The organism is Sporosarcina jiandibaonis, assembly GCF_013184495.1.
GTDB classification, from domain to species: Bacteria; Bacillota; Bacilli; order Bacillales_A; family Planococcaceae; genus Sporosarcina; species Sporosarcina jiandibaonis.
In genome coordinates this window covers 115,757-141,474 of the sequence record NZ_JAAOIY010000005.1, presented here as the reverse complement: position 1 = coordinate 141,474, position 25,718 = coordinate 115,757, and the positions used below count along the sequence as shown (strand labels likewise).

26 protein-coding genes and 1 pseudogene are annotated in these 25,718 nt (G+C 40.8%); 3 read left to right on the top strand and 24 right to left on the bottom strand.

Features of this window, described 5'->3' with window-relative positions:
* Nucleotide 1: 1 nt before the first annotated feature.
* From G8782_RS13580 to dcuS, 3 genes are all read right to left on the bottom strand, one after another.
* Nucleotides 2-1,663 (bottom strand): SLC13 family permease, encoded by a 1,662-nt coding sequence (locus G8782_RS13580; protein ID WP_172372410.1) that lies wholly within the window; start codon nt 1,661-1,663, stop codon nt 2-4.
* Nucleotides 1,664-1,818: 155 nt separating this feature from the next.
* Nucleotides 1,819-2,535 (bottom strand): response regulator, encoded by a 717-nt coding sequence (locus tag G8782_RS13575; RefSeq protein ID WP_172372135.1) that lies wholly within the window; start codon nt 2,533-2,535, stop codon nt 1,819-1,821.
* The gene (gene dcuS / locus G8782_RS13570; RefSeq protein WP_172372134.1) at nt 2,532-4,127 is read right to left on the bottom strand and encodes a DcuS/MalK family sensor histidine kinase; all 1,596 of its coding nucleotides are present in this window, start codon (nt 4,125-4,127) and stop codon (nt 2,532-2,534) included. The genes G8782_RS13575 and dcuS overlap by 4 nt, the downstream gene beginning before the upstream one ends.
* A 102-nt stretch (nt 4,128-4,229) precedes the next feature.
* On the opposite strand from dcuS, the gene G8782_RS13565 reads away from it, so the two are divergent.
* Entirely contained in the window at nt 4,230-4,595 is a 366-nt protein-coding gene (locus tag G8782_RS13565; protein ID WP_172372132.1) for a hypothetical protein, read from the top strand.
* 74 nt (nt 4,596-4,669) lie between these two features.
* Nucleotides 4,670-5,017, top strand: a complete 348-nt coding sequence (locus G8782_RS13560) for a phage holin family protein (RefSeq protein ID WP_172372130.1) — start codon at nt 4,670-4,672, stop codon at nt 5,015-5,017.
* Nucleotides 5,018-5,096: 79 nt separating this feature from the next.
* On the opposite strand, the gene tnpB is transcribed toward G8782_RS13560, so the two are convergent.
* The 3 genes from tnpB to G8782_RS13545 all read right to left on the bottom strand — a co-directional run bounded on the left by tnpB (nt 5,097) and on the right by G8782_RS13545 (nt 8,447).
* On the bottom strand, nt 5,097-6,227 hold the full coding sequence (gene tnpB / locus G8782_RS13555) for an IS200/IS605 family element RNA-guided endonuclease TnpB (protein WP_172372128.1): 1,131 nt from the start codon (nt 6,225-6,227) through the stop codon (nt 5,097-5,099).
* 10 nt (nt 6,228-6,237) lie between these two features.
* Nucleotides 6,238-6,633, bottom strand: a complete 396-nt coding sequence (gene tnpA / locus G8782_RS13550) for an IS200/IS605 family transposase (RefSeq protein ID WP_172372126.1) — start codon at nt 6,631-6,633, stop codon at nt 6,238-6,240.
* 215 nt (nt 6,634-6,848) lie between these two features.
* A complete protein-coding gene (locus G8782_RS13545; RefSeq protein ID WP_172372405.1) occupies nt 6,849-8,447 on the bottom strand; it encodes a BCCT family transporter in 1,599 nt (532 codons plus the stop codon).
* 291 nt (nt 8,448-8,738) lie between these two features.
* Here G8782_RS13545 and G8782_RS13540 point away from each other — a divergent pair, with 291 nt between their 5' ends.
* Entirely contained in the window at nt 8,739-9,185 is a 447-nt protein-coding gene (locus tag G8782_RS13540) for a hypothetical protein (protein WP_172372125.1), read from the top strand.
* Between the two features lie 201 nt (nt 9,186-9,386).
* Here the strand turns inward: G8782_RS13540 and G8782_RS13535 are convergent, their stop codons facing one another.
* From G8782_RS13535 to fabG, 18 genes and pseudogenes are all read right to left on the bottom strand, one after another.
* Complete coding sequence (locus tag G8782_RS13535; protein ID WP_172372123.1) at nt 9,387-10,178, bottom strand: alpha/beta fold hydrolase; 792 nt, start codon at nt 10,176-10,178, stop codon at nt 9,387-9,389.
* A gap of 44 nt (nt 10,179-10,222) precedes the next feature.
* On the bottom strand, nt 10,223-10,753 hold the full coding sequence (locus G8782_RS13530) for a histidine phosphatase family protein (RefSeq protein WP_172372122.1): 531 nt from the start codon (nt 10,751-10,753) through the stop codon (nt 10,223-10,225).
* A gap of 287 nt (nt 10,754-11,040) precedes the next feature.
* Nucleotides 11,041-12,015, bottom strand: coding sequence for a PAS domain-containing protein (locus G8782_RS13525; protein ID WP_172372120.1), 975 nt, complete (start codon nt 12,013-12,015; stop codon nt 11,041-11,043).
* 542 nt (nt 12,016-12,557) lie between these two features.
* Nucleotides 12,558-13,409: an Rpn family recombination-promoting nuclease/putative transposase gene (locus G8782_RS13520; RefSeq protein ID WP_246231699.1), complete on the bottom strand. Its 852-nt coding sequence runs from the start codon at nt 13,407-13,409 to the stop codon at nt 12,558-12,560.
* A 165-nt stretch (nt 13,410-13,574) separates the two neighbouring features.
* A complete protein-coding gene (locus G8782_RS13515; RefSeq protein ID WP_172372116.1) occupies nt 13,575-14,438 on the bottom strand; it encodes a hypothetical protein in 864 nt (287 codons plus the stop codon).
* A gap of 18 nt (nt 14,439-14,456) precedes the next feature.
* Nucleotides 14,457-15,476, bottom strand: coding sequence for a hypothetical protein (locus G8782_RS13510; RefSeq protein ID WP_172372114.1), 1,020 nt, complete (start codon nt 15,474-15,476; stop codon nt 14,457-14,459).
* A 21-nt stretch (nt 15,477-15,497) separates the two neighbouring features.
* Nucleotides 15,498-16,940, bottom strand: a complete 1,443-nt coding sequence (locus tag G8782_RS13505; protein ID WP_172372113.1) for an OmpA family protein — start codon at nt 16,938-16,940, stop codon at nt 15,498-15,500.
* A gap of 378 nt (nt 16,941-17,318) precedes the next feature.
* Nucleotides 17,319-18,500 (bottom strand): ABC transporter substrate-binding protein, encoded by a 1,182-nt coding sequence (locus G8782_RS13500; RefSeq protein ID WP_172372111.1) that lies wholly within the window; start codon nt 18,498-18,500, stop codon nt 17,319-17,321.
* A gap of 53 nt (nt 18,501-18,553) precedes the next feature.
* Nucleotides 18,554-19,261, bottom strand: coding sequence for an ABC transporter ATP-binding protein (locus tag G8782_RS13495; protein ID WP_172372109.1), 708 nt, complete (start codon nt 19,259-19,261; stop codon nt 18,554-18,556).
* Complete coding sequence (locus G8782_RS13490) at nt 19,245-20,021, bottom strand: ABC transporter ATP-binding protein (protein WP_172372107.1); 777 nt, start codon at nt 20,019-20,021, stop codon at nt 19,245-19,247. Before G8782_RS13490 ends, G8782_RS13495 begins: the two co-directional genes overlap by 17 nt.
* A gap of 1 nt (nt 20,022) precedes the next feature.
* Complete coding sequence (locus G8782_RS13485; RefSeq protein WP_172372105.1) at nt 20,023-21,048, bottom strand: branched-chain amino acid ABC transporter permease; 1,026 nt, start codon at nt 21,046-21,048, stop codon at nt 20,023-20,025.
* Nucleotides 21,048-21,911: a branched-chain amino acid ABC transporter permease gene (locus G8782_RS13480; RefSeq protein ID WP_172372103.1), complete on the bottom strand. Its 864-nt coding sequence runs from the start codon at nt 21,909-21,911 to the stop codon at nt 21,048-21,050. Before G8782_RS13480 ends, G8782_RS13485 begins: the two co-directional genes overlap by 1 nt.
* Before the next feature lie 26 nt (nt 21,912-21,937).
* Nucleotides 21,938-22,435: pseudogene (locus G8782_RS13475) on the bottom strand (acyl-CoA dehydrogenase family protein); the annotation flags it as partial.
* A 1-nt stretch (nt 22,436) separates the two neighbouring features.
* A complete protein-coding gene (locus G8782_RS13470) occupies nt 22,437-22,844 on the bottom strand; it encodes an acyl-CoA thioesterase (RefSeq protein ID WP_172372102.1) in 408 nt (135 codons plus the stop codon).
* A 36-nt stretch (nt 22,845-22,880) separates the two neighbouring features.
* Nucleotides 22,881-24,053, bottom strand: coding sequence for a thiolase family protein (locus tag G8782_RS13465; protein WP_172372100.1), 1,173 nt, complete (start codon nt 24,051-24,053; stop codon nt 22,881-22,883).
* 29 nt (nt 24,054-24,082) lie between these two features.
* Nucleotides 24,083-24,493: a MaoC family dehydratase gene (locus G8782_RS13460; protein ID WP_172372098.1), complete on the bottom strand. Its 411-nt coding sequence runs from the start codon at nt 24,491-24,493 to the stop codon at nt 24,083-24,085.
* The gene (locus G8782_RS13455; protein ID WP_172372096.1) at nt 24,490-24,939 is read right to left on the bottom strand and encodes a MaoC family dehydratase N-terminal domain-containing protein; all 450 of its coding nucleotides are present in this window, start codon (nt 24,937-24,939) and stop codon (nt 24,490-24,492) included. Before G8782_RS13455 ends, G8782_RS13460 begins: the two co-directional genes overlap by 4 nt.
* Before the next feature lie 14 nt (nt 24,940-24,953).
* A complete protein-coding gene (fabG, locus tag G8782_RS13450) occupies nt 24,954-25,718 on the bottom strand; it encodes a 3-oxoacyl-ACP reductase FabG (protein WP_172372095.1) in 765 nt (254 codons plus the stop codon).

Here is a 25,718-nt window from a genome sequence, read left to right as displayed (position 1 = left end):
TTTAATTGCCGAAAATATCAGCTGGTACGTTATGCAAATCGATGCCCCACGCGATTGGCATCAGGAAGTAAATGACCAATACGATTAAGAACAGGGCGAGAAAGTTGATAATGAAGCCGACGCGGACCATTTCGACGATTTTTAATTTCCCGGTTCCGAAGATGATTGCGTTTGGCGGTGTTCCAACTGGCAACATGAATGCGCAGTTTGCGGCCATTGCGGCTGGTACCATTAATGCGAACGGGTGAATTTGCAATGCTAGCGCTAAAGACGCTAGTACTGGAAGGATCATCGTCGCTGTTGCTGTATTCGATGTAATCTCGGTCAATAATAGAACGAGTAACGTCGAAAGCGTGATAATGATTATGATGTTAAAGCCATCTAGGACAGTTAGTTGTGTTCCGATCCATTCGGATAGTCCCGTTTGACGGAAGCCGGCAGCGATTGCAAGACCCCCACCGAATAGCAATAGAATGCCCCAAGGGATTTCTTTTGAATCTTTCCATTCAAGGACGCGGCCGCCGTATTTTTTCGATGTTGGAATTGCGAATAGAAGTGCAGTTGCTAACACTGCTATCATTCCATCTTTTAAATCAGGTATGATGCCCAACCATAGAAATTCTCTTGTGATCCACATGAAAGCTGCAAAAAGAAAGACTGTGCCAACGACTTTTTCTTCAAAAATCATCTTGCCGAGTGCTTTTCGTTCTTCTTGAATAACTTCTTTTCCTCCAGGGAGTCCTTTAATACTCATTCTAAACGCGTATCTTCCCAAGTATAACCAAGTTGTTAACGTAAGAATAACGACAATTGGGACTGCGATTAGCATCCAACCCGCGAATGAAATTTCTACATCAAATAGCTCTTTCACTTGCGCAGCAAGAATGATGTTCGGCGGCGTACCGATCAGAGTACCTAGACCGCCGATTGTTCCTGCATAGCCAATTCCAAAGATTAATGCTTTCTCGAATTTCGGTAATTCGTTTTCTTCAGGTCGTCCTTTTAAAGCGGAAGCGACTTGCGCAGTTATTGCTAGACCCATTGGAATCATCATCATGACTGCGGCGGTATTGGATACCCACATCGAAAGAAACGCTGTTGCTACCATGAATCCAAGTAAAATTCGTTGCGTGCTCGTCCCGATGAATGCGATGATCGCTAGTGCCATTCTCTTATGAAGATTCCATTTTTCCATCGCTAGTGCGATAAAGAATCCACCCAAGAATAAGTAAATAATATCGTTACCGTATGCTGCCGTAACGGTACCGCTATCCAACGCACCGGTCACCGGCAATAGGAATATCGGCAACAGGGATGTTACCGGAATCGGAATCGCCTCGGTGATCCACCACGTCGCGATCCATAAAGTGACCGCCAAGACCGCTTTCGCTTCAGGAGCCAATCCTTCTGGTGAAAAGAAGAGCATCGTCAATAAAAACAATAGCGGCCCAAGTATCAATCCCACGATTTGCGCGGTTGAATAGGATTTTTTATTGTATTTATTGTCCGGCCTTCCTGAAGGTCCGCCGGTATTTGTCGCTTGTTTCGATTGTTCATTTTTATTTTTCGCTTTTTCTATATCCTTTGTATACGAAAAAAAGTTCAGCAGATTTTTTGTCTGGTCGTGTGAACGCCATAGTCCCTGCCAGACATTCGATACCATTGCTTTCAAGAATAATCCCTCCTGTGTAAACGCTTACTATTCGAAAACTAACTATAAAGGCAACTTTATGTTAAATATAGCTTACGTAACTAAGCAAATACTTTTGTAACTAAAAAAACAGGTCACAATTGAACAATTTGTGACCTTCTTTGCGATTATTCTCGACTTAATGTTTTGAGAATATCTATTTTTTCAGGCTTTAGGATGAACCTATTTAATGGACGACCCGTTTCTTGATACACAATGTCGACAGTTAACATATCTTTTTCGACTAGATGGTTCAAGTATTTACGAACAGAAACGCGTGAAATCCCCGTTTCCTCTGCTAAATCAGCGGCTGAAAACGCGCCTCTATGACGATTAATAATTTGCTTAACAATCGTGAAAAACGTCTGGACCGTCAGCCCTTTTGGGAGTTCTAGAACAGTAGATTGCGGTTTTTCAGCTCTAAGCAGAAATGTATCGATTTCATCTTGGCTAACATGTTCATTTTCTTTCATCACCCGATGTTTCTGCGCATATTGGAGAAGCGCTTCTTGAAATCGCTCGAAGGTAAAAGGTTTTATGAGATAATCAACAGCCCCGAAACGCAGCGCGGTTTGAACTGATTGCTTATCGTTTGCCGCTGAAATGATGATCACGTCGACCGGGTCAGCCGCTTTTCGGAATTCCCTTAAAAGTTCAAGGCCAGTCTTTTTCCCCATATACACATCCAGTAAAATAAGATCGACTTTATTTGATTGGTAAAATGTCCAGCCTTCTTCGGCATTTTCAGCGATTCCGGCAAGAGTGAATCCCGGAATGCTTTCCAGATAAATCGCATTGAACTTCGCGACCATTGGATCGTCTTCAATAATTAAGACGTTGATCATTCATTTCCCCCCTCATATGGAATTTTTACATGGAACCCGGCACCCGCTCCTTTTTCCGAAGACACTTCTAGCTGGCCGCCCAATTCGTTAAGTGCTTTATTGACCAAATACAGGCCGTATCCGCGGTTCTCACCTTTTGTCGATAAACCGATCTGCGAAGTCTTCTTGAAATCCGTTGCGCTAATACCCGGACCATTATCACGGATATCAAAATAGAAATGCTTGTCCTTATAATCTATGGTGATTTCAATTTGACCGGTCTCCTGATCACGTACTGCTTCGCTCGCATTATCGAATAAGTTACCAATAATTGTAATAACTTTGTCCGTATGTTCAATTTTCTTCAATGGAGGTAGCGGATTGTCCCCTGTTAGGTCGACTTGGATGTTGGATTCGCGCGCTTGGCTCAACTTATTTACTAGATAACCCGATATGACAGGATCCTTGATAAGACGAGATACGGCGCCGACTTCTTTTTGATATGCAGCTGAAAGATAGGCAGTGTATCCTTTTAGTTCATCATAGGATTTTGTATGCACCATCGCTGTGATGACGTGCAGTTTATTCATAAATTCATGTGTTTGCGTTCTTAGTGTTTCGGCGAAAGCTTTTGCACCCGAGAGTTGTTCGACTAAGGAAGTTAGTTCGGTTTTGTCTCGAAATGTCGCTAGTGCGCCGACGATTTTCCCATTCAATATGACCGGGACTCGGTTGACGACGAGATCGATGCCATTCAATTTTTGTTCTTGGTTGAATGCCGGTTCGCCGGTTTCTAATACTTGTTTTAAATGCGAAGCGGGTAGATAGGCGTCTACTTGTTTTCCTACCGGGTTTTCTAAAACGCCCGCTTGTTGAAATAGTTGGCTTGCGGCTTGATTGGCAACAACTATTTCACCCCGATCATTAATCGCAATGATTCCTTCTTTGACTGATTCCAGCATCGCTTCCCGTTCGCCGAGTAGCTTGGCAATCTCTTCAGGCTCAAGTCCGTATAATGTTCGCTTAACTTGCCTTGCCAATAGAAAAGCGCCAATGACGCCAATTAATAATCCGATGCCGATTCCTATGTAACTTGTGCGCAGGCTTTGAAAGACGGCAGCCCGTATGTTTTCTGATGAAATACCGACAGACACGACGCCTACTAATTCATTTTCAGCGTATATCGGAACGAAAGCCCTTAACGATTCACCGAGCGTGCCTTGGGCCAATGATGTGTAACTCTCCCCTTCGTACGCCAAATCCTCATCGCCGCCAACAAAGTATTCTCCTATTCGTTCTTCCACTGGATGCGACAGGCGAATATGGTCTTTGTTTAACACGACGATATATTGCACATTTGTATTTTCTCGAACTTCTCTCGTGAAAGATTGAATGGCTTCAACGGGCCCCTCGCCGGTCAACCCGTCTTTGATTAGCTGCGTATGACTGATGGTCGTCGCTATATCCATCACATTATTTTCGTGAAAAGTCCTTGAATTTTTGACAGCTTTACTGCCAATCAAATAGGCCGTTACTGATAATGAAACGAGGACTACCGTACAGACTAATATTGTTATTTTTGTTTGGAGTCGAATTTTATGTTTAATGAACATTTCACATTTGGCCTCTATTCAACAAGGAGTGATAGTAAGTTTCATAAATTTTGAGCTAGCATATACTAGTTAATAGAGATTATACAGTAAAGGAATGATGATTTGAAATTCAATAACCAATTTAGTGGAAATGAATTTCAAAGCAACGACAGTCCCCAAGATATCGGTCCGAAAATAGCCTTTTTGGGCTCTGTTATAACAGTAATAGGCGATACGCTGGCCGTCATTGGAGGGGCTATCGCCTTAGAAGAAAGCAAAATAGCAGATCAACAGCAACAACAGGAAATGGCGAAACTTCAAAGTCAGATTGATGATTTACAAAAACAACAATCCCAAAATAACGGGATGAGTATAGATGTTGAGAAGTTTAGTGATTTATTGGAACGAATGCTTGATAGACTTGAGTCCGCAGATAAATCGAAAGGTGCTAACGGAAAAATCGATCATAGTGATAAAAACTATAACTAGAGACTAAACTTCAGCTATACTTATCATACAGTAAAAATATCATATTATTTATTATTTCAAAGGTTGTGGTTTTGATGAAATGGTTCGGAGGAATTTTGGTTAATGCACTCTTATTTTTATTTCTATCTTGGTTGATTCCTAGTTTTGTTGTAGATAGCATCGGGACTGCGATTCTTGCGAGTATCGTACTCGCAATTATTAATATGCTCATTCGACCGATTTTGATTTTACTAACGCTGCCGGCGACGATTGTAACGCTCGGGTTGTTTTTGTTTGTTGTGAATGCGCTCATGCTCCTATTGACCAATACAATAATGGGAGACGGTTTCATCATCGGAAGCTTTGGAACGGCATTGTTGATTGCTGTATGCATGTCGGTATTGAATCTGCTCATTAATCCTGTTAAGAAGAATATAAGATGAATTTTTGAACTACCCCCACTTTCACTTCGTTTAGAAGTGGGGGATTCCTAAGTTATAAATCCTATCGGATTTAAAATTACTAGGCTATCTCCGTAGTCCCTACGGTTAATCGTAATGCTTCATTTCGAATATTTATGCTGGCATTAAGATCCCGGTCTTGTTTGGTATTGCAGGAACTGCACGCCCATTCGCGTATCGCGAGATTCTTAACGGCTTTGTTTTTATTTCCGCAGCACGAACAGAGCTGACTGCTAGGAAAGTTTTTCGCAACAGCGATTACTGTTTTCCCGTACCAGTTAGCTTTGTACTCTAAGAGCGTCCTGAACTCTGTCCAACTCACATCACTGATCGATTTTGCTAAGGTTTTATTTTTAAGCATATTACTGACTCGCAAATCCTCAATACCAATAACATCGTGGTTTTTGATAATATTAGTCGTGAGTTTGTGCAAGAAATCGGATCGTGAGTTTTTGATCTTCTCGTGAATTTTAGCAACTCTTATGCGTTGTTCGTTCCAATTGGAAGAACCCTTAGCTCTACGAGCTAAGACTCTTTGGGCTTTTGCTAATTTAATTTCTAGTTTCCTAAAGTGTCTACTGTTTTTGATGACTTCTCCATTTGAAAGTACAGCAAAATCAGTCAATCCGAGGTCGATTCCTACAGTTGAATGTGTTGGTTTAATTTCTTGGATAACTTCTTCAGCTAAGAGCGAGACGAAGAATTTACCAGTCGTTGTTCTTCTGACGGTAGCGTTTATAATCCTGCCACCAAACTCTCTGCTTTTTGCAAACCGAACTAACCCAAGTTTAGGCAATTTAATTTTGTCTCCTATGATTGCGATGTTGTTATTTGTCATCTTAGTTGTGTAGCTTTGCACCGGGTTTTTCTTGGATTTGAACTTGGGATACTTGTTTTGTTGCTTAAAGAATCGATCAAACGCATCCGCTAAATCTCGAAGAGATGATTGTAATGCGATGCTGTCGACTTCTCGAAGCCAAGTAACACTTTTCTTCAACTGAGTTAGCTTGCTAGAACATTTTCCGTAGCTTAGGCCTTTTCCGGTTTTTTTGAATGTTTTATCCCAAAGGTCAAGGTAAGTATTGAACACGTACCTTGAGCAACCAATTGTTTTATTAATTAAGGTGATTTGTTTTTGATTTGGGTAAATTCTAAACTTGGAAGCTTTATGTTTAAGGTTACTTTTCGGCACGGAAAATTCCTCACTTTCCTTGTTTTTGTATATATTCTTTAATCACATCTATCGATGTTCCGCCTGGGGAAATCAAACAAAAACTTTGGCTCCAAAAGGACTCTTTATATAATTTTGTTTTCACCCCTGGAAAATCTTGTTTAACTAAACGAGAACTTGCACTTTTGTATGCGTTGATGAATTTAGACAAATTCGTGTTTGGGTGTGACCGAAATAGTACGTGGATGTGATTTCTGTCGTGATTCCATTCAGTTAGATGGATATTGTGATTTTCTGCAATTCTAGCGAAGGTAGATTTCAAAAAATCGGAGACTTTATCATCCAACACCTTCTTTCTATACTTGATCACTAAAACTAGGTGGAAATTCAATGAGAAGACTGAATGATTATTACTATCTAGCTTCATACATTTATCAACTCTTTTACTTAATTAAGACTGACTCAATTTTATCTAATATTCAATCAAAAGACAATAGCCGGCATTCATCCACCACTTTCGCTTCGCTTAGAAGAGGGGGTTTTCTGCCTTGAAGTTGATAAAAACTCAGCCATTTTTATTTGGCTGAGTTTTTTATTTCCCGATAAATCATAACTGCCCGCTCATGGGCATTTCTTAATCCTTTAGTTCTCGCTATCACGTTGCTTTCTTATCTTGCGGTTCTTTTCTTCTCGACGATTAATATGAATCATCGGAGAGTCATAATCTTTTGACGCCAGTATATCTTCACTCGAAGCTTTCATAAATGACCAAGCGAGCAAAAACAATATGAAAACAACGGGAAAACCTGCAACAATACTCGCTGTTTGGAGCGTTTCAAGCCCCCCGATAAACATCAACACGAGCGGAAGTACCGTTAACGAGAATGCCCAGAATAACCGGTTCCATCTTAGTGGATCTGAATCCACTTCCTTCTGCACAACCGCTGCCAAAATAAAGGACGCCGAATCGAAAGTCGTCGAGAGGAAAATAATAGCTAGGATTGTGAACAATGGTACAATAATTTTTGCGATTGGAATCTGATGTAAAATGGCAATGATTGTCGCGGGCGCTCCTGCTTCATTCATGAATCCGATTACATCAAAAGTGCCGCTCAATTGCAGATAAAGTCCAAAGTTACCAAGTATTCCAAAGAACAACATACTCCCAACAGTTCCGTAAATCATCGTACCGAGAATCATTTCCTGAATCGTTCTGCCACGAGATATGCGAGCAACAAATAAACCGACGAATGGTGCGTATACTACCCACCAGGCCCAATAAAAAATAGTCCATTTCTGTGGAAAGCCTGTTTTATCAAAACCCTCTAAATTCCCGAATGGCTCAAGCCACGTCGCCATTGTAAAGAAATTATCTATAATAATACCGAAACTTGTAAACGCTGTATTACTAATGAATAATGTCGGTCCCATTATAAAAACAAAAGCCAGAATAAAAACCGCTAACCAAAGGTTGACATCACTAAGTATTTTAATTCCTTTTTTGAGTCCAAAATAAGAACTCGTTGCAAAAATAGCTGTACAAAGCATCATAATGAAAACCTGCATGCCGAGGGTGACCGGAATACCTGTTATGTCTGCAACGCCGGCTGCAATCATCGGTGTCCCGAGTGCCAGTGTCGTGCCCGCCCCGCCCATTAAACCGAACATAAACAGGACATCGATAATAACTCCAATTGGTGTGTCAACGAGTTTTCCAAGAACAGGTCTTACTGCCTCGCTAATTTTCAATACTCGCTTTTTTCGAACGTAGTAAAAATAAGCAATTGGAAGAGCCGGCAATGTATAAATTGCCCAAGCTATTGGTCCCCAGTGGAAAATACCGTAAGCGGTAGACCATGAAATCGCTTCATTGGATCCTGGCGCAAGGCCAAATGGCGGTGCTTGATAATAATAAGCCCACTCGATCATGCCCCAATAGAGAATACTCGAACCAATTCCTGCCGAGAACATCATCGCAGCCCACGAAAAAGTATTAAATTCCTTTCTTTCTCCGTAATATCCAAGCTTTACTTTTCCATTTTTACTAAAAGCAACATATATAAGAAATACAAATGCTGCTAATCCAACAAATAAATAAACGACGCCGAAGGTTTCCGTCATAAATTCATTTGCCATATTGACAACTACTTCACCGGCTTCAGGAAATAGCATTAGCGGAATAGACACCGCCAGTATTAAAATTAAAGCGCCTATGAAAGTAGGCCAATCAATTATCTTCATCAAACGTAATCCTCTCACCAAATGTTTTGATTTAATTATATATGCATTACAGAAGATGTTTCAATTTTTTCAGCGAATGCATATAGATTATGATTCATATTCAACAGCTTGTGGTTTAAATAAACGTTTATACTTTTGATTGAAAATATACCTAAAACCTGGAGCGTATTGCTCAAAATAACTAAGCGATTTTAAGTTTCTCTATTTGTTGCGCAAGTTTAATAATCGCCAACTGAGTAAGGAATTGTAACTTTTGCAAGCAAATACCGTCTATACACATGAGGTGATGTTATGAAAAGACTTGTTATTTTAATCATCGCAATCGGACTTTTATTAGTCGGGTGTAGTCAAGAAACAACAAATGGTAGTGTCGAAAAAAATGATTCAACAAAGCGGAGAGTTTATAGCAGTTCGTGGGATGGCAACCCAATAATTGTAGAGCAAAGAAATAATGAAGACTACGAAACAGTAAATGAGATTACTGATTCCGATGAAGCGAAAAAACTTATTAACGCTTTGGGAAATGCAGACTGGCAAGAGAATGTCAAAGTGGATATAGGGTCGCCAGACTACACTTTCTCCTGGAATTCATTTGAACATAGCGTTTGGATAAATCAAGAATACGAAAGGTTAGAACTTTTAATAGAAGGACAATCGAATTATGGATCTTTGTCCGCAGATACTTCTAAAATTGTATTTGAAATCCTAACAGGAAGAAAACTTATTACGAGTAACTAAGATGGTGTATTTCTTTAAGTTATGCTTGTTTAACAAACGACGCCGACGTAACTGGAGCAGGAAGAGCCCCAGTATAAAACAACGATAATAATATAAGGGAAAGGATAGCAACCACTTCCTTAAATTATTGGCATCCACAATTTGACGTTTAGATCTTCTTGGTTCAGAAAATGTTAAGAACAACTATCTGAATATCCATGCTTAAAAATTTTCTCCGTTCTGAGCTCCATGAGCAGTTACAAATTGCTCAATAAAATTGTTCACCGCCACGGCCGCCTTTGTAGGAAGCTGATGTTTCATGTCTCCTATGAGTATGCACTCGTTGACAGGGAGCTTTTCTTGTAATAAATGGGCATAGCGATGAAACGCCTTATTTTTTTCCCCATACATCAACAAAACAGGGAATTTAATTTGCTCTAAACGATCTGTACAATTATAGTGCAAACTGTATCGATAATATTGTTTTACATTTTGGGCTTTTCCTTTTTTTGCGTTGATATATAAGTCTTTAAACAATTGTCCAGTATTGGAGTTCGTAAAGGAAACGGATAAAGCAAGCGCTTTAAGTGCCTTCCATTCCGTTAACTTTACCCCTAAAGTAATTTTATTTTTTAGTGATCGATCTTTTACTTCTGACAGGGCTCCTATAAGAATGCCTCCTAAAGAGTTCTCGGGGTAAGTCAACAAAAAATCAAGAGCGATAGACCCTCCAGTTGAGTAGCCGCAGATGAAAGCTTTATCTATTTTTAAATGGTCTAAAAGCTGTTTGATATCATTTGAAATCAATGGATAAGTCAATGCTTTCTCAGACAAAGAGCTGTTTCCGTGCCCACGAATATCAAAGACAATTACCTTGAAGCGTTTTGATAATTCATTCACTTGGTAGGTAAAATTCATGCTTGTGAGTAAGGGAGGATGGATAAACACGATAGGAATCCCGGTGCCTTGAACGTGATAATACATGTCTACCCCATCTATATTTATAACTGGCAACGCATTACACCTCCGATATCAGTGGGTTATTTTTCAAAAGCTTTTCAGCCCCAAATTCTCTTCACGTCAAAGGTATCCTTTTTCACTTTCACTTCATAAACATCCGGGTACGATAATCCCGTCCATTTTATGAGCCCCTGCTTCCCGTCAACCTGCATCAATAAAAGCCCCATCATATTGCGATGAGTAACCAAGACAGTGCCGTCGGTTGCTGCTTCAAGCACGTCCATTCCCCTTTTTGCTACTTCGCGGCTTGATTCTCCGCCTGCCATTTTCAAATCCATGTCCCGAACGGATTCTTCGAGGCGATTCAGCCAGTCTTTTAGATTTTTTGAAATCAGCTTGTGCTCGGCAAGCCGGCCGTCAATTTCCACCTGTAAGCCTAGGCTGCCTGCTGTTGGCTGAATGGATTGAATTGCTCTCATGAAAGGGCTGGAAATAATGCGCTTAATATTCCGCTTCTCCAAAAAGCGCATCAGTTCTTTCGCTTGTTCTTTTCCCTCTTCAGTCAATTCTGCCTGCAACTCTTGTCCTGTAGCTTTACAATGCCTGACCAGATATACTGTTTTGTCCATTTGTTTCGCTCCTAGTTTCCTTTATTCACAACGTTATTCCTTTCTTCATTATCACCTAAGTTTTCATGAAAAATTCATCAGATTCAAATCGCTCTGCATATAGATTACCTATCTTTACCAGCTCATCATATCCAGTTTTTGATCTACCTACGTCGCATCATATCCGATTATGTATTAAAAGCTATTCATTATTTCGTTAAACAAAACAAAAATGCACTGCGAATTGCAGTGCCAATTGATGTTATCTGAACGGGTTATGTTTTGTGTGCGCAAGTACCTTCTTGCAATCAAGTGAGCCCCATTTTCACTTCGCTAGGCAATTCAAAGAAAGGCTGTATGTCTTGGACGTATTCCAAAACGCCTAAAAACTCCCCTTCCTCATTAAATAATCCTTTGTAAGTAATATGAATGTATTGATCCTTCTTTTTGAACCACATACTTTCAGAAGTTCGTTTTCCTGTTCTAAGATCGCGCATTAAAGTCATTACCTTCATCAAACTTTTAGGGGGGTGGCAATTTGCTACATTGCGCCCTATTGAAATCGGAGTTCGCACTAGCATCATTTCCGATGCTTCTGTTATTTCGTTGAAGTATTTGAACATATCATTTTTATCGACAAACGTTATTTCCAGCGGCAAATTGTTCAAAATGAGTTCAGCTTCTTCTGTAGTTAAGTAGCCACCACCGCCAAGAACCAGGTTTTGAGTTGCAGGTTTATCGTTTGCCGCTATATCAGATTTAGGCATCCATTTTTCTTCGGGGGCTTCGATGATCGCATAGCCGAATGCGTCACTTTCATTTGCGATCGCTGACCAATCATCTTCGCTAAATATGGATTGAAGGATTGGTAAAATAATTGCTTCTTCTTGAAAAATCATTTCTTTAAACTCATTTTCAAATGCCTTATATCTTTTTCTCAAGCGCGTAACACTCACATCCTGTTGAATGAATTGTCTTTTTAAAGCCTGATATAGGGCTCCAATACGAATATCCATCCTCCACACTGTTCTTGTCGGTGCATAGTGACCGTAACGTTCCATGATCGGAAAAAAGAGCTTTTCTTTACGATTATAATGGTTATGAAGTTCTCCCAATCGAAATATATGCTGCTTTAATTCATCTATCTTATCTGTTTTCTGAGTTTGGTTTTGATCCTCTATTGATTCCAAAAGATGATTGATTTGATTCATAACAATTTGAAATGCAGTATTTTCTTCTTTAAAAATTCGAACTGGTTGACTTGGATGGTAAGTGATCGACATTTCCTTATGATGGATACTAGAAAACCTCTTAACATCCTCAGTCGTAACCCCATAGTCGCCATTTATTTTTATAGTTGCATTAACAATATGTCAACAACACTCACATTTTCAAAGTATTGATCAAAGTCTGTTTGGTTCCGACAAACCTCCATGACGTGAACGAAATAATATTTCTTTTAATATGTTTATGCTTTTTATATCAAATTGCATGTTCATCATTTTTTCACCTCATATCAATTTTGATGTGAAGATGCATTTGGTAACGCTTTATATATATTAAGTATAATTTAGTATGGAGATTTAGTTTGTGACATTTGTCACTAAAAACATTAGATACGTCATTCAAAAGTGTAGAAATCCCCCCTTTTTAGATAGATGGAGGCCGAGACATCTTCATACTGAAAACATTGAAGAAAGTATGTTTAATGCGAAGTTGTCATGTGTATTCCAAATGCGGATTGTTTAATTCAATTAAAAAATCGTCTTCCCTCATAAAAGGGAAAGACGATACTAATTTGATTTTTCTATTCTTTATAAGTGCTTTATTCTTCAATTGACTTAATAATATCCATGACCTTTTCAGAAGAAATTCTAACGTTTTTCGCAATGTCTTCCATGGACATTCCATAATGATAAAGGCTAATTACCGTCTGCTTTTTTTCATGTTCGACCCCCTCTTCCCGTGCATCAGCTTCCCGTTGCAAAATATCTTTTAACTCTTGTTCCCGAAAATCCGCGAGCCGCCGCGTTTCCGGATTTTGGCTGAGTCGGTCGATTTCCTCAAAAGCTTCTCTCATCGTTGGACTTTCCATCGCCAACGCCTCCTTTGTTTTTTCATCGCTTTTCAAAAACAATAACCACCGTTCGAGTTCATTTGCATCCATTATATTTTTAATTCGTAATTTCGGCAACTCCAATACACGAATCTCCAAGTGATCTGACAATAGTAAGTTGCTTTTTTTGTTGGATATCTGAAAAAGATTATGGTAATCCTTTTCTTTTAACAGCTTGAAATCTGTAATAATAATTTGAATTGCTTTTCTCAACTTGGTATACAATCGACCTTGTTTGTCTTGGCTACCATACATTTTGGCCCAGTAGATTAACATTCGTTCTGGAAAGGCTTGATGGTTACCCAATTGCATTTCTATATTTATTTGTTCGCCCTGTTCCGTTCGAACCCGCACATCCATGACAGAACTTTTATCCCCGGTATGTGTATACTCCAGATGCGGATCGACCAATTCTATTGAGGAAACCTGTACATCCAAAATCGAATTTAGAAACTGCAGTAATAAATTAGAATTCCTTTCGTCCCCGAAGAATGATTTGAAAACAAAGTCATTACGCAAATCAAGCAGTTCATACACACCACGCCGTTCTTTGACGAGCATTGCCAAGACAAACACCACCGTTTCTTTTCTTTCATTATCGAACAAATGCTCTTAAATGACAAGTTTAATGATTCTGATTATTGACAAGGATAAATGATGCCACAAATCGAGACTTGTCAACCATCCCAATTGCAAAGAAAAAAGAGTACAAACTGTACTCTTTCATCACTCATGCTCATATTCAATAACTTTTCTGATCAATTGGCTGGATCCTGAATCTTCAACGAGGTTCCCCACCAATTTTTCTCCATTTCTGCCGTAAGCTTCTTCAATCGTATGCCATTGCGAGTAAGGTTCAAACTTTATCGTGAAAGACGGATCATCTTCTGAGTACCAGTACTCGAATTTCAACTCGAATGTGCCGTCAGGTTTAATTCGCGTGTTGTCGGCAAGGTGCCATCTGTCTGAGTAATATCCGGTAATTTTACTGCCTTCGAGAAGATTGGTTTTTCCTTTCAGATAAAAGTACTCATCATCTGTTGTCACTTCGTCCACTTCAATCCACACACGCGGGTCTCCGTAGTCTTCCGGTCTTTCTTGCCATTCGGGTTCAGTAAACGCGTGGGTGTCCGATTCATCATCGGGCGACAATGTTAAACGCACTTCAGCTTTTTGAACTAATTCATCCCAATGCTCATCCATATAGATATATGGACCTTTCATGTCTTTGCCGCCTTCACCGTACTGTTCAATAATCGCTTCGTCTTGCATGCCCTTAAAATCAAATGTCACAACGACTTCAGCTTCGCCGTATTTATGATGATCCAACTCCATCGAGAATGAACCATCTTTTCCCACAATTTCGGTTGAGTCTGATAGAACCTCATTTTCGCCCACGATGACTTTCCCAACGACTCTTGCGCCTTGTATTAAATTGCTTTTTCCATCAATGAGGATTTTATCGTCCTTTTCTTTCACTTCTCCGCCTAAATAGATTTCCGCATCGCCAAGTTTCGGTTTACTTGAACAGGCTGCAAGAAAAAGTAAAGTTAACAGAATTGATGTGATCAGAATGCCTCTTGTCTTCAAAACGATTCTCTCCTCTATTTATTTCTCGTCACTTTCTTCTTCATCTGCAGTTGCATCTTCGGTTTCATCCGAGTTCTCGTCTTTGTCCGAATCCCCGCCTATTGCTTTTCCATCCCATGGGACGCGCATTTCGATGAATTGTTTGTCTGTACTGAATTTCTGCGTTTCAACTAAATTGCCGACAAGTTTTTGCCCGTTTGAACCGTACGCTTCTTCAATTTCGTTCCACTGAAGGCTGGATGGTTCAAACTTGATGACAAACTCCTTATCTTCGAGGTACTCGTAATCGATTTTAAAATCAAATGAACCATCTGGATTCACTCGAGTTTTGTCTGAATTCCATAAACCGTAAGAGACTTTCAATTCGCTGCCTTCTAGAATATTGCTTCGACCGTGCATATAGAAAAACTCGCCGTCTTCCGTGAGTTCTTCGATTTCAATCCAAACTCGCGGATCGCCATAATCTTCCGGAAGCTCATGCCACTCAGGTGCCGCAAATGTTAAATTGGACGATTCGCCTGGAACGTAGTCGATTTTCGCTTCAGCCTTTTTGAAAATACCGTTATGCGTTTTATGTTTGTAAATAAACGGACCCGTTAATTTCTGTCCTTTTTCACCATAATGTCTTTTGATCTCATCTTCTTGAACGCCTTCGAAGTCGAAACGAACAATGATTTCTGCTTCGCCGTATTTATGATGTTCCAGTTCCATATGGAATTTCCCGTCTTCTTGAACCAATTCGGTTGTATTCGAAAATACGTCGCCGTCATCGACTATTACTTCCCCAACGACTCTAGAGCCGGGTATTAGATTACTTGATCCTTCGATAATAAATTTATTGTCTTCTTCAACGACTTCGCCGCCTAGCACGATTTCGAAGTCTCCTAAATCAACTTTGTTTTTGGATTCTTTTTTGGATTCCTTACCTTTTTCCGATGCTGCAGCTTTAGTATCTGTTTCCTCTGCGTCTTTCCCGCATCCAACAAGGAAAATTGCTACGAGCAACGCAGTCATGATTAAATACATGCTTCTTTTCAACTTGCATACCCCCTATTAAATTTATTTTAAATTGATGACAATCTCGACACGTCTATTTTTCGCTTGACCGGATTCGTTGTCATTTGTTGCGATTGGTTTCGCATCACCGTGACCTTTTGTCGTGAATTTAACTTCTGATGATGGCAATAGACTTTCCAAATACTTTTTCACTTCAATGGCTCTCTTTTCGGAAAGTTCGAGGTTATACTCCTTGTTTCCTAAATTATCGGTGTGACCGTGAATAACGATATCCAAGTCTTTTTTATTGAAAGATGATTCTAATGATTTACTAATCTCTTTCAATGTTTTTTTGGACGACTCTTTCAGGTCGAATTTATCGAAATCGAACAGTACATTGTCGGGTACGAGCATTGTCACTTCAGAACCTTCTATTTTCAGCTCGACATTGTCGGGCACATCAATCATTGTCGATTCCTGTTCAACTATTTTTTCAGCGTAAAGTTTATCGCTGTATTTTTCCTTTTGCACGAGTTCGCCAACAAGTTTTTGACCTCTTTCGCCGTAGGTTTCACTCACGATATTCCACTGCGTATAGTGATTCGGTACGAGTTGAATTTTAAACGGCGTGTTTTCTCGGTATTCATAAGGGAATTTAAAATTAAAAGATCCGTCGGGTAAAACAAGCGTTTCGTCTCTTTTGGAATAATAATCCAAAAACAACTTACTGCCTTCAATGATATTACTGTGTCCATGTATATAGAAATATTCTTCGTCGTTATTAATCTCGTCGACTTCAATCCAAACACGAGGGTCTCCCATATCGTCAGGGATCGGATACCAAGTTGGTTCATTGAACTGACGGATGGCTTTATCTTCACTTGGATCAAATGTAGCGGTCACCATCGCCTGTTTGAAAATATTTTTCGGTTTTCCGCCGCCGACTTCTCCTTGATGTTTGTAGATGTAAACCCCTTCAAGTTTTTGACCTCTGTCTCCATAATGGCGAGTAATGCCAGCGTCTTGCGGCCCATCAAAATGGAATCGGACGGCGACAGTCGATTCTTTGTTCAAGTCATGGTGTTTTATCTCCATATAAAAACTTCCATCCTCTTGAATGAGTTCAGAAGTATCCGCATAATATTCATCGTCACCGACACTGACAGAACCTACGACTCTCGCTCCCGGTAAAAGATTACTCTCTCCATTAATGATGATTTTGTCATCTTCCTCGATCATCTCTCCACCAAGAAACACTTCATAATCGCCTAATGGCATCTTTTCTTCTGCTGCTTCTTCGGGTTTTTCTTCGTCTTCTGTCGTTTCTTCAATTTCTTCTTGTTCAATCTCGGTACTATCCTCTTCTTCAACTACTTCATCGACTTTTTCAGTCGGCTCTTCTACTGGCTCTTCTACTGGCTCTTTGTCGTTTATTTTTTCTTCCTTCGTCGGTGTGCAACCGCCGATAAGTAGTAGACAGAAAGCAATAAAAAGAGTTTTCTTCATGACCCAAACCTCCCATTAGTAATGATTCAGAATTATTTGTTTCAATAAAAAGGTGACCCTCCCTATTTTGAATTCGCTATATTTTACGTTACCAAAGGCTCCCTTAGAATAAAATGGGTATTATGTTACTTTTATTACGGCATAAGTATAAGTTTTTCGATGAAATATTACTTCATTTCAAGTTTCATGTAATATTGAAATATATTTTTTCTGGAATTTTTATATTTTAGTAATAATAAATAACATATTTTAATAAAAATACGCTATTTCTCCGTCCTTTACCACCCTATCCATATTTAGTCTTTGGTACTATTCTGATTAATAGGCAACAAAAAAAGGGAAGTACATAATATACTCCCTCTCTACTACTACACTTCCTCATTTATCTCCATCTAGAATATGCAATTCGCCGTCTTCGATATAGGCCATACGAAGGGCCGGTTCAAAACCTCCTTCATCACTGACACTCGGCACTACATAAACTTGTTTTTCTTCGGGTACATTTTTAGCCCCTTGGTTCAAAGAAGCCATGATTTTTTTCGTGTTCTCTACTGTACCTGCAACTTTCATTGCCTCTGTCAACACATATAAAGACAGATAGTGGAATCCTGCTTCCGCCCCTGGATCTTTATCATGCTTCTTTTGATACGCTTCAACAAACTGCTTCGTTCCTGGAAATTCTGAGTTTACGAGCGGGACTGTTGAAACAACCCCTTCAAGCAAATCATAACCACCGCCAAGTACGGCTGCCATTTGGTCAACTTTGGCTTGGTCCATAACTAAAAATCCACCTTCAAAGCCTAAATCACGTGCTTGTTTTAAGACGAGTGCTGTCGGTTCGGATGGTCCTCCGATAAATAATACATCTGGATTTGTGTTTAATGCGTTCGACATGATTGTTTGGAAGTCAGTGTCTTTGCTGAAGTCGATTGATTCGTCAAATACTATTTCTCCGCCATTGGCTTCCCAAACAGGTCGGAGTGCTTCTGCCCAGTCTTTTCCGTATTGACTTGCCGTTGGGAGAAATGCGATTTTCTTTCCAAATCGCTCCATCTCATATTTCGTAAATGGCTCTAAATAGTTGTCGTAGCGAGGCGGGATGCGAACATTCAGCGTGTTTCCTTGAGCGGTCGCCCCGGGCTCACTCGTATACCCCATAATGATGAAGTCTTCCTGCTCGTTAAATACTTGCATCGCATAAATTCCGCCACTATGCGGACTATACACAACATTCACCTTATCTTCTTGGACGAGTCGTTTAGCATTTGCCGCTGTTTCATTCGGTAAATATTTATCATCTAAACTAGAAAGTTTGATTTTGTACGTTTGGCCATCTACTTCAAAACCTCCAGCTTCGTTAATATCTTCAACTGCTAAGGTCAATCCGTTCAATGTTTCTTCGCCGTAAAATGCTGCTGGTCCGCTAAGCGGGCCGCTATAACCAATAATGAACTCTTTCGCTTCGCCAGAACCGCTATCCCCTTCATCATTACAAGCAGTCAAAGCTAATATTAAGATGAATAAAATACTTATGAACAACCATTTTCTTGAGCTTCTCATTTTTTTCCTCCCTTGTCTCTATTAGTTTACGATCGAAATCCCATTGCTCATTTTCAAGCACCAATATATGCTTTTCGAATCTCGTCGTTATTGAATAAGGCCGTGCTTTCGCCTTGTAAAACAATTGAACCGTTTTCAACTACGTACCCGCGATCCGCTATTTTGAGTGCAGCGTCGGCATTTTGTTCAGCTAGTAAAACGGTTGTGCCGCCTCTGTTTATTTCTTTAATGATTGAAAACATTTGTTCAACGATGATTGGAGCAAGTCCCATTGAAGGCTCGTCCATCATAATTAGTTTCGGCTTTGCCATTAACGCACGTCCAATTGCAAGCATTTGTTGTTGACCGCCGCTTAATGAGCCGGCGGGATCATCCTTTTTTTCTTTCAGGATTGGAAACAATTCATAAGCTTCGGCTAATGATTGTTTTAATTGGGCTTTTTTTCGTCGATGAACAAATCCGCCCATTCGCAAATTTTCTTGAACGGACATATCGGCAAACAGTTTTTTGCCTTCTGCGCATTGGACGACACCCTCTTTCACCATTTTGTCTGGCGAGTAGCCGCGCACATTTTTCCCTGCGAATTCTAATTTGCCGTCGCTCAACCTATTCAAGCCGCTGATCGTATTAAATATCGTGCTTTTGCCTGCCCCATTTGCCCCGAGCAGCACGACTAGTTCACCTTCACTTACATGCAAATTAATACTGCTTAACGCTTCGAATTCGCCAAATCGGACGGTGATATCAGTTAACTTCAGCAAGGGCATCACCTCCTAAATACGCTTCAATTACAATTGGATTGTTTTTGATTTCTTCTGGCGTTCCTTCTGCAATCTTCGCGCCGTGATTTAGCACCATAATCGTGTCAGCCAGACCCATAATCATTTGCATTTTATGTTCAATCGTACAAACCGTAATGCCGCTTTGGGCGATTTTCTTCATTAACTCGGCCAAATTATCTGTTTCGTCTGGATTAATACCCGCGGCGGGTTCATCAAGAAACATTACTTTTGGATCGGTTGCGAGTGCCAAAGCGATGGCAACACGCTTTTTCGACTCTTGCGATATCGCTGCCACTTGTCGATTTACTAGATCAAGGAGACCGACAAAATCCAATGCCTCGATGGCTCGGTCATAAGCTTCCTGCTCTTCTTGTTTCTCTCTTCTCGTACGGAAAACTGCGTCAAATAGGTTGGACTTCGTTCGCAAGCGGTGCCCGACAATAACGTTATCGATGACCGATGATTGTTCAAACAGATGCGTTGTTTGGAATGTGCGCGCAATCCCTAACTTCGCTCCGATATGAACGGGCGTTTTCGTAATATCTATGCCCTCGAAAATGATCGATCCCGAAGTAGGCCGATGAAAACCGCTTATTAAGTTGAAGAACGTTGACTTCCCTGCGCCATTCGGACCGATGATTGCTGTTATTTTTCCTTTTTCAATCTCAAAGTCGACATCATTCACAGCTGTAAGGCCGCCAAATTGTTTAGTTAAGCCTTCGATTTTAATGAAAGCCATGTTATACCTCCCGACTCTGAATACTCGTTTTTTTCATTGACTCAATCTCTGAAATTTTTTCTTTCTTTTGTTCTTTATTCCCAAGCCATTTATGCTTAAGGCTATAAAAGGCACCGGCGAGCCCTGTTGGATAAAAAATCACAATAACGACTAAGATCGGGCCGAAAATCAACATACGGTATTCTTGAAAGCTTTGCAGAAATTGAGTTAACCAGATGAATAACATCGTTCCAACAATCGGGCCGGTAAGTGTTCCAATCCCGCCGACAATTAAATACACTAAAAAATTGAATACCATTTCAATCCCTGCAATTTCCGGGCCAATAAACCGAGTGAGCGAAGCATATAAACCGCCCGCTAGTCCCGCATAAGCGACTGAAACAACAAAAGAAACGAGCTTATTTGTCCGTGTATTGATGCCAAGGGTTTGTGCTAACTCCTCGCTGTTACGAATTGCAATATACGTTCTTCCAGTTAATGAACGAACGATGCGCACGCCTATGAAAATGGATAGCACCAGGAATAAAAGCACTAAATAATACATGGATACAGCTGAGTTAAACTCAATCGGCCCGATGGAATTTGGAATGGGTATTCCGATTAGGCCGCGTACACCGCCTGTTAATCCGTCCCATTTATCTATTAACAAATAGATTAAGTAGCCTACGATTAATGTGTAGATGGCAAAAAAATGTTCCCGTGTCCGAAGTGCAATGATTCCGAGTGCAAAACCGATGACACATGTAATGATGACGGCTAAAACTAATGCGAGCCAGAAGTTCATCCCGGCTTTCGTTGTCAATATGCCCACACTATAAGCGCCGATTGCAAAGAATCCTGCATGAGCAAGGGATAATTGTCCGGTATATCCCGCTAATAGGTTCATGCCGTAAATTGCAATGATAAAGATAAAACTTGTCGTCATAACATATAAAACGTATCGATTATCTAAGAAAAAGAGGGGAAATAAAATGGATAACCCGAGCATGAACAAAATCCCATTTCGCCCTGTCAACAGCTTCCCCATTAGTAAACCTCCTTCGCAAACAAGCCTTTTGGACGTGCAGTCATGATGATGATGAGCAGTAAAAATGCAATCATATCTTTGTAGTCATTTGAAATATACGTTGCACCTAAACTTTCCGAGATTCCTAGAATCATTCCCCCAATGATTGCCCCGGGAATACTGCCCATTCCGCCAATAATGACGACGACGAATGCTTTTAGAATGACGAGATGGCCCATCGCTGGAAAGACCAGATTAATAGGTGACGCTAAAGATGCTGCAATGGCAGCAAGTACTCCCGAGATTGCAAAGGTCATCATGGCGACAGCATTGGCATTTATTCCGACTAGGAAAGCGCCTTCCCGGTTTTGTGCCATAGCGAGAATGGAGGCTCCGATCATCGTTTTCTTTAGAAATAAATAGAGTAAAACAACGACCATTGCTGCAACCGCGATCACTAAAATTCGCTGCGCTGACGTCGACATGCCAGCGATTTTAATGGTATCCCCGAAAGGCGTTTGCATCCGGTGGTATTCGGTTCCCCACATGAGTGATACGAGCGCTTCAAAAAATAGCACCATTCCAATTGCGGCGATTTTGTCATGGATGGCGGGCGCATCTCGAAGTGGATTAAATACTAACCGCTCCATTAAGACCGCCAGTAGCGCGACGGTAATGATAGACATAATGATTGCAATGAAATAATGTACCCCAAACCATTTCATTGTCATTAGCGTCATATAGCCCCCTATCAAGTACAGAGAACCATGTGCAAAGTTTGGAACGTGCAAGATCCCGAATACAAGTGTCAATCCGATTCCGACCAAAATATAAACGCTTCCGAGAGTCAGTCCATTTAGTAGCTGTTGGAAAAATAACTCCATCCCATTCCCCCCTTAATCTCATATATTCAGGAATACTCTTTTGATAATTGAGCTGCAATAATATTCTTTTGAATCTCAGAAGTCCCTTCATAAATTCGTGTAATCCTTGCGTCTCGGTAAAAACGTTCAATTGGATAATCGGCTATATAGCCAATGCCCCCGTGAACTTGTAATGCTTTATCCGAAACACGGTTATAGACTTCGGATCCGAATAATTTCAACATGGCAGCTTCTTTAATGACCTTTTGATCATCATCAACCATGCCCGCGACCCGATATGTAAAAGCTCTCAATGCTTCAATGTCCACGGCCATTTCAGCTAACATATGGGCGACAGCTTGATGTTCAATTATTGGAACATTAAATTGGATACGTTCTTTTGCATACGTGACCGACAAATCCAACAGTTTTTGCGAAGACCCAAGATTTCGTGCAGCTAACCCTGCTCGTCCGTTGGCAAGTATTTTCAATGCATTCACATACCCTTGCCCTACTTCTCCCAAGACGTTTTCTACAGGAACCTTACTAGAGTTCGGCTGGTTCAAGCTGTTCTTCTAATATCGCCCGCAAGTTTTCAGGTATTGCTTCACTTTGTTCGGTTTCGAAGTTATAACAAACGATAACCGCGCTGCCATTCGCTATTAATTCCCCAGTTTTCGTATCTGTAATTTCATGTGCCATCGTATAGCTTTTCGTCCCGATTCTAGAAACTTTTGTCGTGACGGTAAGGATCTGGGCGGCATAAGCTTGCGCTCGAAAATCACATTCTGTTTGAGCGACTATGAAGTGAATTGATCTTCTATCCGGTCCGAATCCGATTGTTTCAAAAAACTTTGTACGCGCTTCTTCAAAGTATAAAAAATAACTTGTATTGCTGACATGTCCACCTGCATCAGTTTCACAATATCTGACGTATATATCGACTGTATGCATGATTTCACCCTCCCCACGGATCAGCATTGTGCGTGTTCACTGCTCACGTTCAATAATCGTGGCAATTCCTTGTCCGCCGCCAATACAAGCTGTAATGAGCGCATATTTTCCACCCGTTCGATTTAATTCATAAACGGCTTTTGTCACGAGAATTGCGCCTGTAGCACCTAGTGGATGCCCGTGAGCGATTGCGCCGCCGTTCACATTTACTTTTTCAAGGTCCATATTCAGTTCTCGGTTGCAGGCGAGTACTTGGGACGCAAAAGCTTCGTTAATTTCAATTAAATCCATGTCTTCCAATGAAAGCCCCGATTTTTCCAACACTTTTCTCGTTGCGGGAACGGGTCCGATACCCATAATGTTTGGATCGACGCCTGCGACAGCTTGCGCACGGATAATCGCAAATGGCGTTATGCCTAATTCGTTTGCTTTCTCTCTAGACATCACGACTACCGCCGCTGCGGCATCATTCAGGCCCGAACTACTCCCGGCCGTTACTGTGCCGCCTTCAAGAAATACCGGGTTGAGCTTGGCTAATGATTCTATTGTTGTTTGCGGACGAGGATGTTCGTCCACTTTGAACTCGACTGGTTCGCCTTTTCGAACAGGAATGCTTACCGGGACGATTTGTTCGTTAAATCTACCTTCTTCCATTGCTTTAGCCATTCGAAGTTGGCTCTGATATGCGAACTCATCCTGTTCTTCTCTACTAATCTCATATTCTTCAGCTAGTGTTTCTGCAGTTATTCCCATTGGCGGATTGCCGATTTCTGTTGGGGAAAGTTGCGACTTTCTAAAGCGAGGCGGCGTTGGACTATACGCACGCTCTGGACGATCTAATAAATAGGGAGCCCGGCTCATGCTTTCGATTCCGCCTGCGACAAAGACATCGCCATCTCCTGCCCAAATTGCTTGCGCTGCTAGATTAATAGCGTTAATACCTGATCCACACTGTCTATCTACCGTTAACCCTGGAAGATTCATAGATAATCCTGTTTGAAGTGCAGTTAATCGTGCGATATTTCCTCCGCCGCTCAACACATTTCCCATGATGACATCATCGACTTCATCTGCTTGAACTTCTACCCGGCGTAACGCTTCCTTAATGACTTCTGCTCCGAATACATGCGCAGGAACTGTCGCCAATGCGCCTCCTTGCCGGCCAATTGCCGTTCGTACGGCTGAAACAATAACAGCTTCTCTATTCAATTCAACCACTCCATTTCCATCTACTTCAGTTATTCAGAAACATACTTTGAGAATACGACACGCCCATTCACAACATCTTTTTCGTGTTGATTGACCGCCGCGACAGTAAAAGTTAGTTCTTTGGAATCTTTTTCAGTTAACGATGCTTTTAATGTTAAAATGTCATCGATAAAAACCATCCCTTTAAATCGAATCGAATAATCCTGGATGAAACCATCAGCGACATACGGCGTGAAAAGCTTTGCTAAACTTCCCATTGTCCACATTCCGTGTGCAATAATCGCTGGCAGGCCCGCATTCTTTGCTTCTTCATCGATTGTATGAATGGGGTTAAAGTCGCCGGAAGCCCCGGCATATTTGATCAAGTCCAACCTTGTTACCGGGCTCAGTTGAATTTCGGGCAGGCTCTCCCCTACTTTTAGTTCTGCGAAGATGCTCATACTAACATCCCCTTTCGGACAGCTTCGTTAATGATGATGACACGTTCTTCCGTAAAAATAAGCTCATCATCCGCATCTACTCCTATTTTAGAAATAACGAGAAACCCCATTTCCCCGAAATTTCCGGTTTTCTCATAGTAATCTTTAACTTCCGTGAAACAATAGATCTCTTCTCCGACAAAAAGCGGTCGCTTATAGTGAAAAGATTGTTCACCGTGAATAAGGCCTTTAGATGGCAAAGGCAATTCAGGTACGACGCCAAAATCGAGTGTCACCGGAAAAGTCGAAGGCGCTAAATTTCGTTTATACTTCAAAGTTCCGGCTACTTCCTCATCGTAAAAAACCGGAGACAAATCGCCGATGGCTTCAGCAAATTTTTTAACTGCGCCTCTTTCAATTGTATTTTTCACTTTTTCTGAACGTTTTCCAATTGTATCTTTGAGCATGGTATCTGCCTCCTTTAATTTCTCGGTCCACCCGCGACATAAAGCACTTGTCCGCTTACAAATGATGAGCGCTCATCTGCGAAAAACAAAATTGCATTGGCAATGTCTTCCGGTTTTCCGCTTCGACCAACTGGAATTTGACTGACACTCGCTTTTATTAAATCTTCAAAAGGAATTCCTATTCTTTCAGCTGTTGCTTTTGTCATATCTGTTTCGATAAACCCGGGAGCTACAGCATTAGCGGTAATTCCAAATCGTCCCAATTCAATCGCCAACGTTTTTGTTAGTCCTTGCAGACCCGCTTTCGCAGTTGAATAATTTGCTTGTCCTCGATTCCCTAATGCCGATGTAGAAGAAATATTAATGATTCTTCCGTAATTGTTTTTAGTCATATAAGCTTGCGCGGCGCGTGATGCATAAAAAGCCCCTTTCAAATGAACATCCATCACCGTTAGCCAATCTTCGTCCGTCATTTTAAACAGTAAGTTGTCGCGGATTACGCCCGCATTGTTCACTAAGATATCAATAGATCCAAACGTCTCGTAAACATCTTTCATTGCAGTCTCAATTTCTTCACGATCCGTTACACTCGCAACTTTTGTGTAGACGGAATATCCTTTTTCATTCAGTTCTTGATCTGCTTCTTTCAGTGCTTCTTCATTCACATCGATAATGGCGACGTTTGCGCCTTCATTGGCAAACTGTTCTACAATTGCTCTGCCAATTCCACGGCTTCCGCCAGTGACAAAAGCCGTTTTTCCTTTAAATCGATTTCCCAT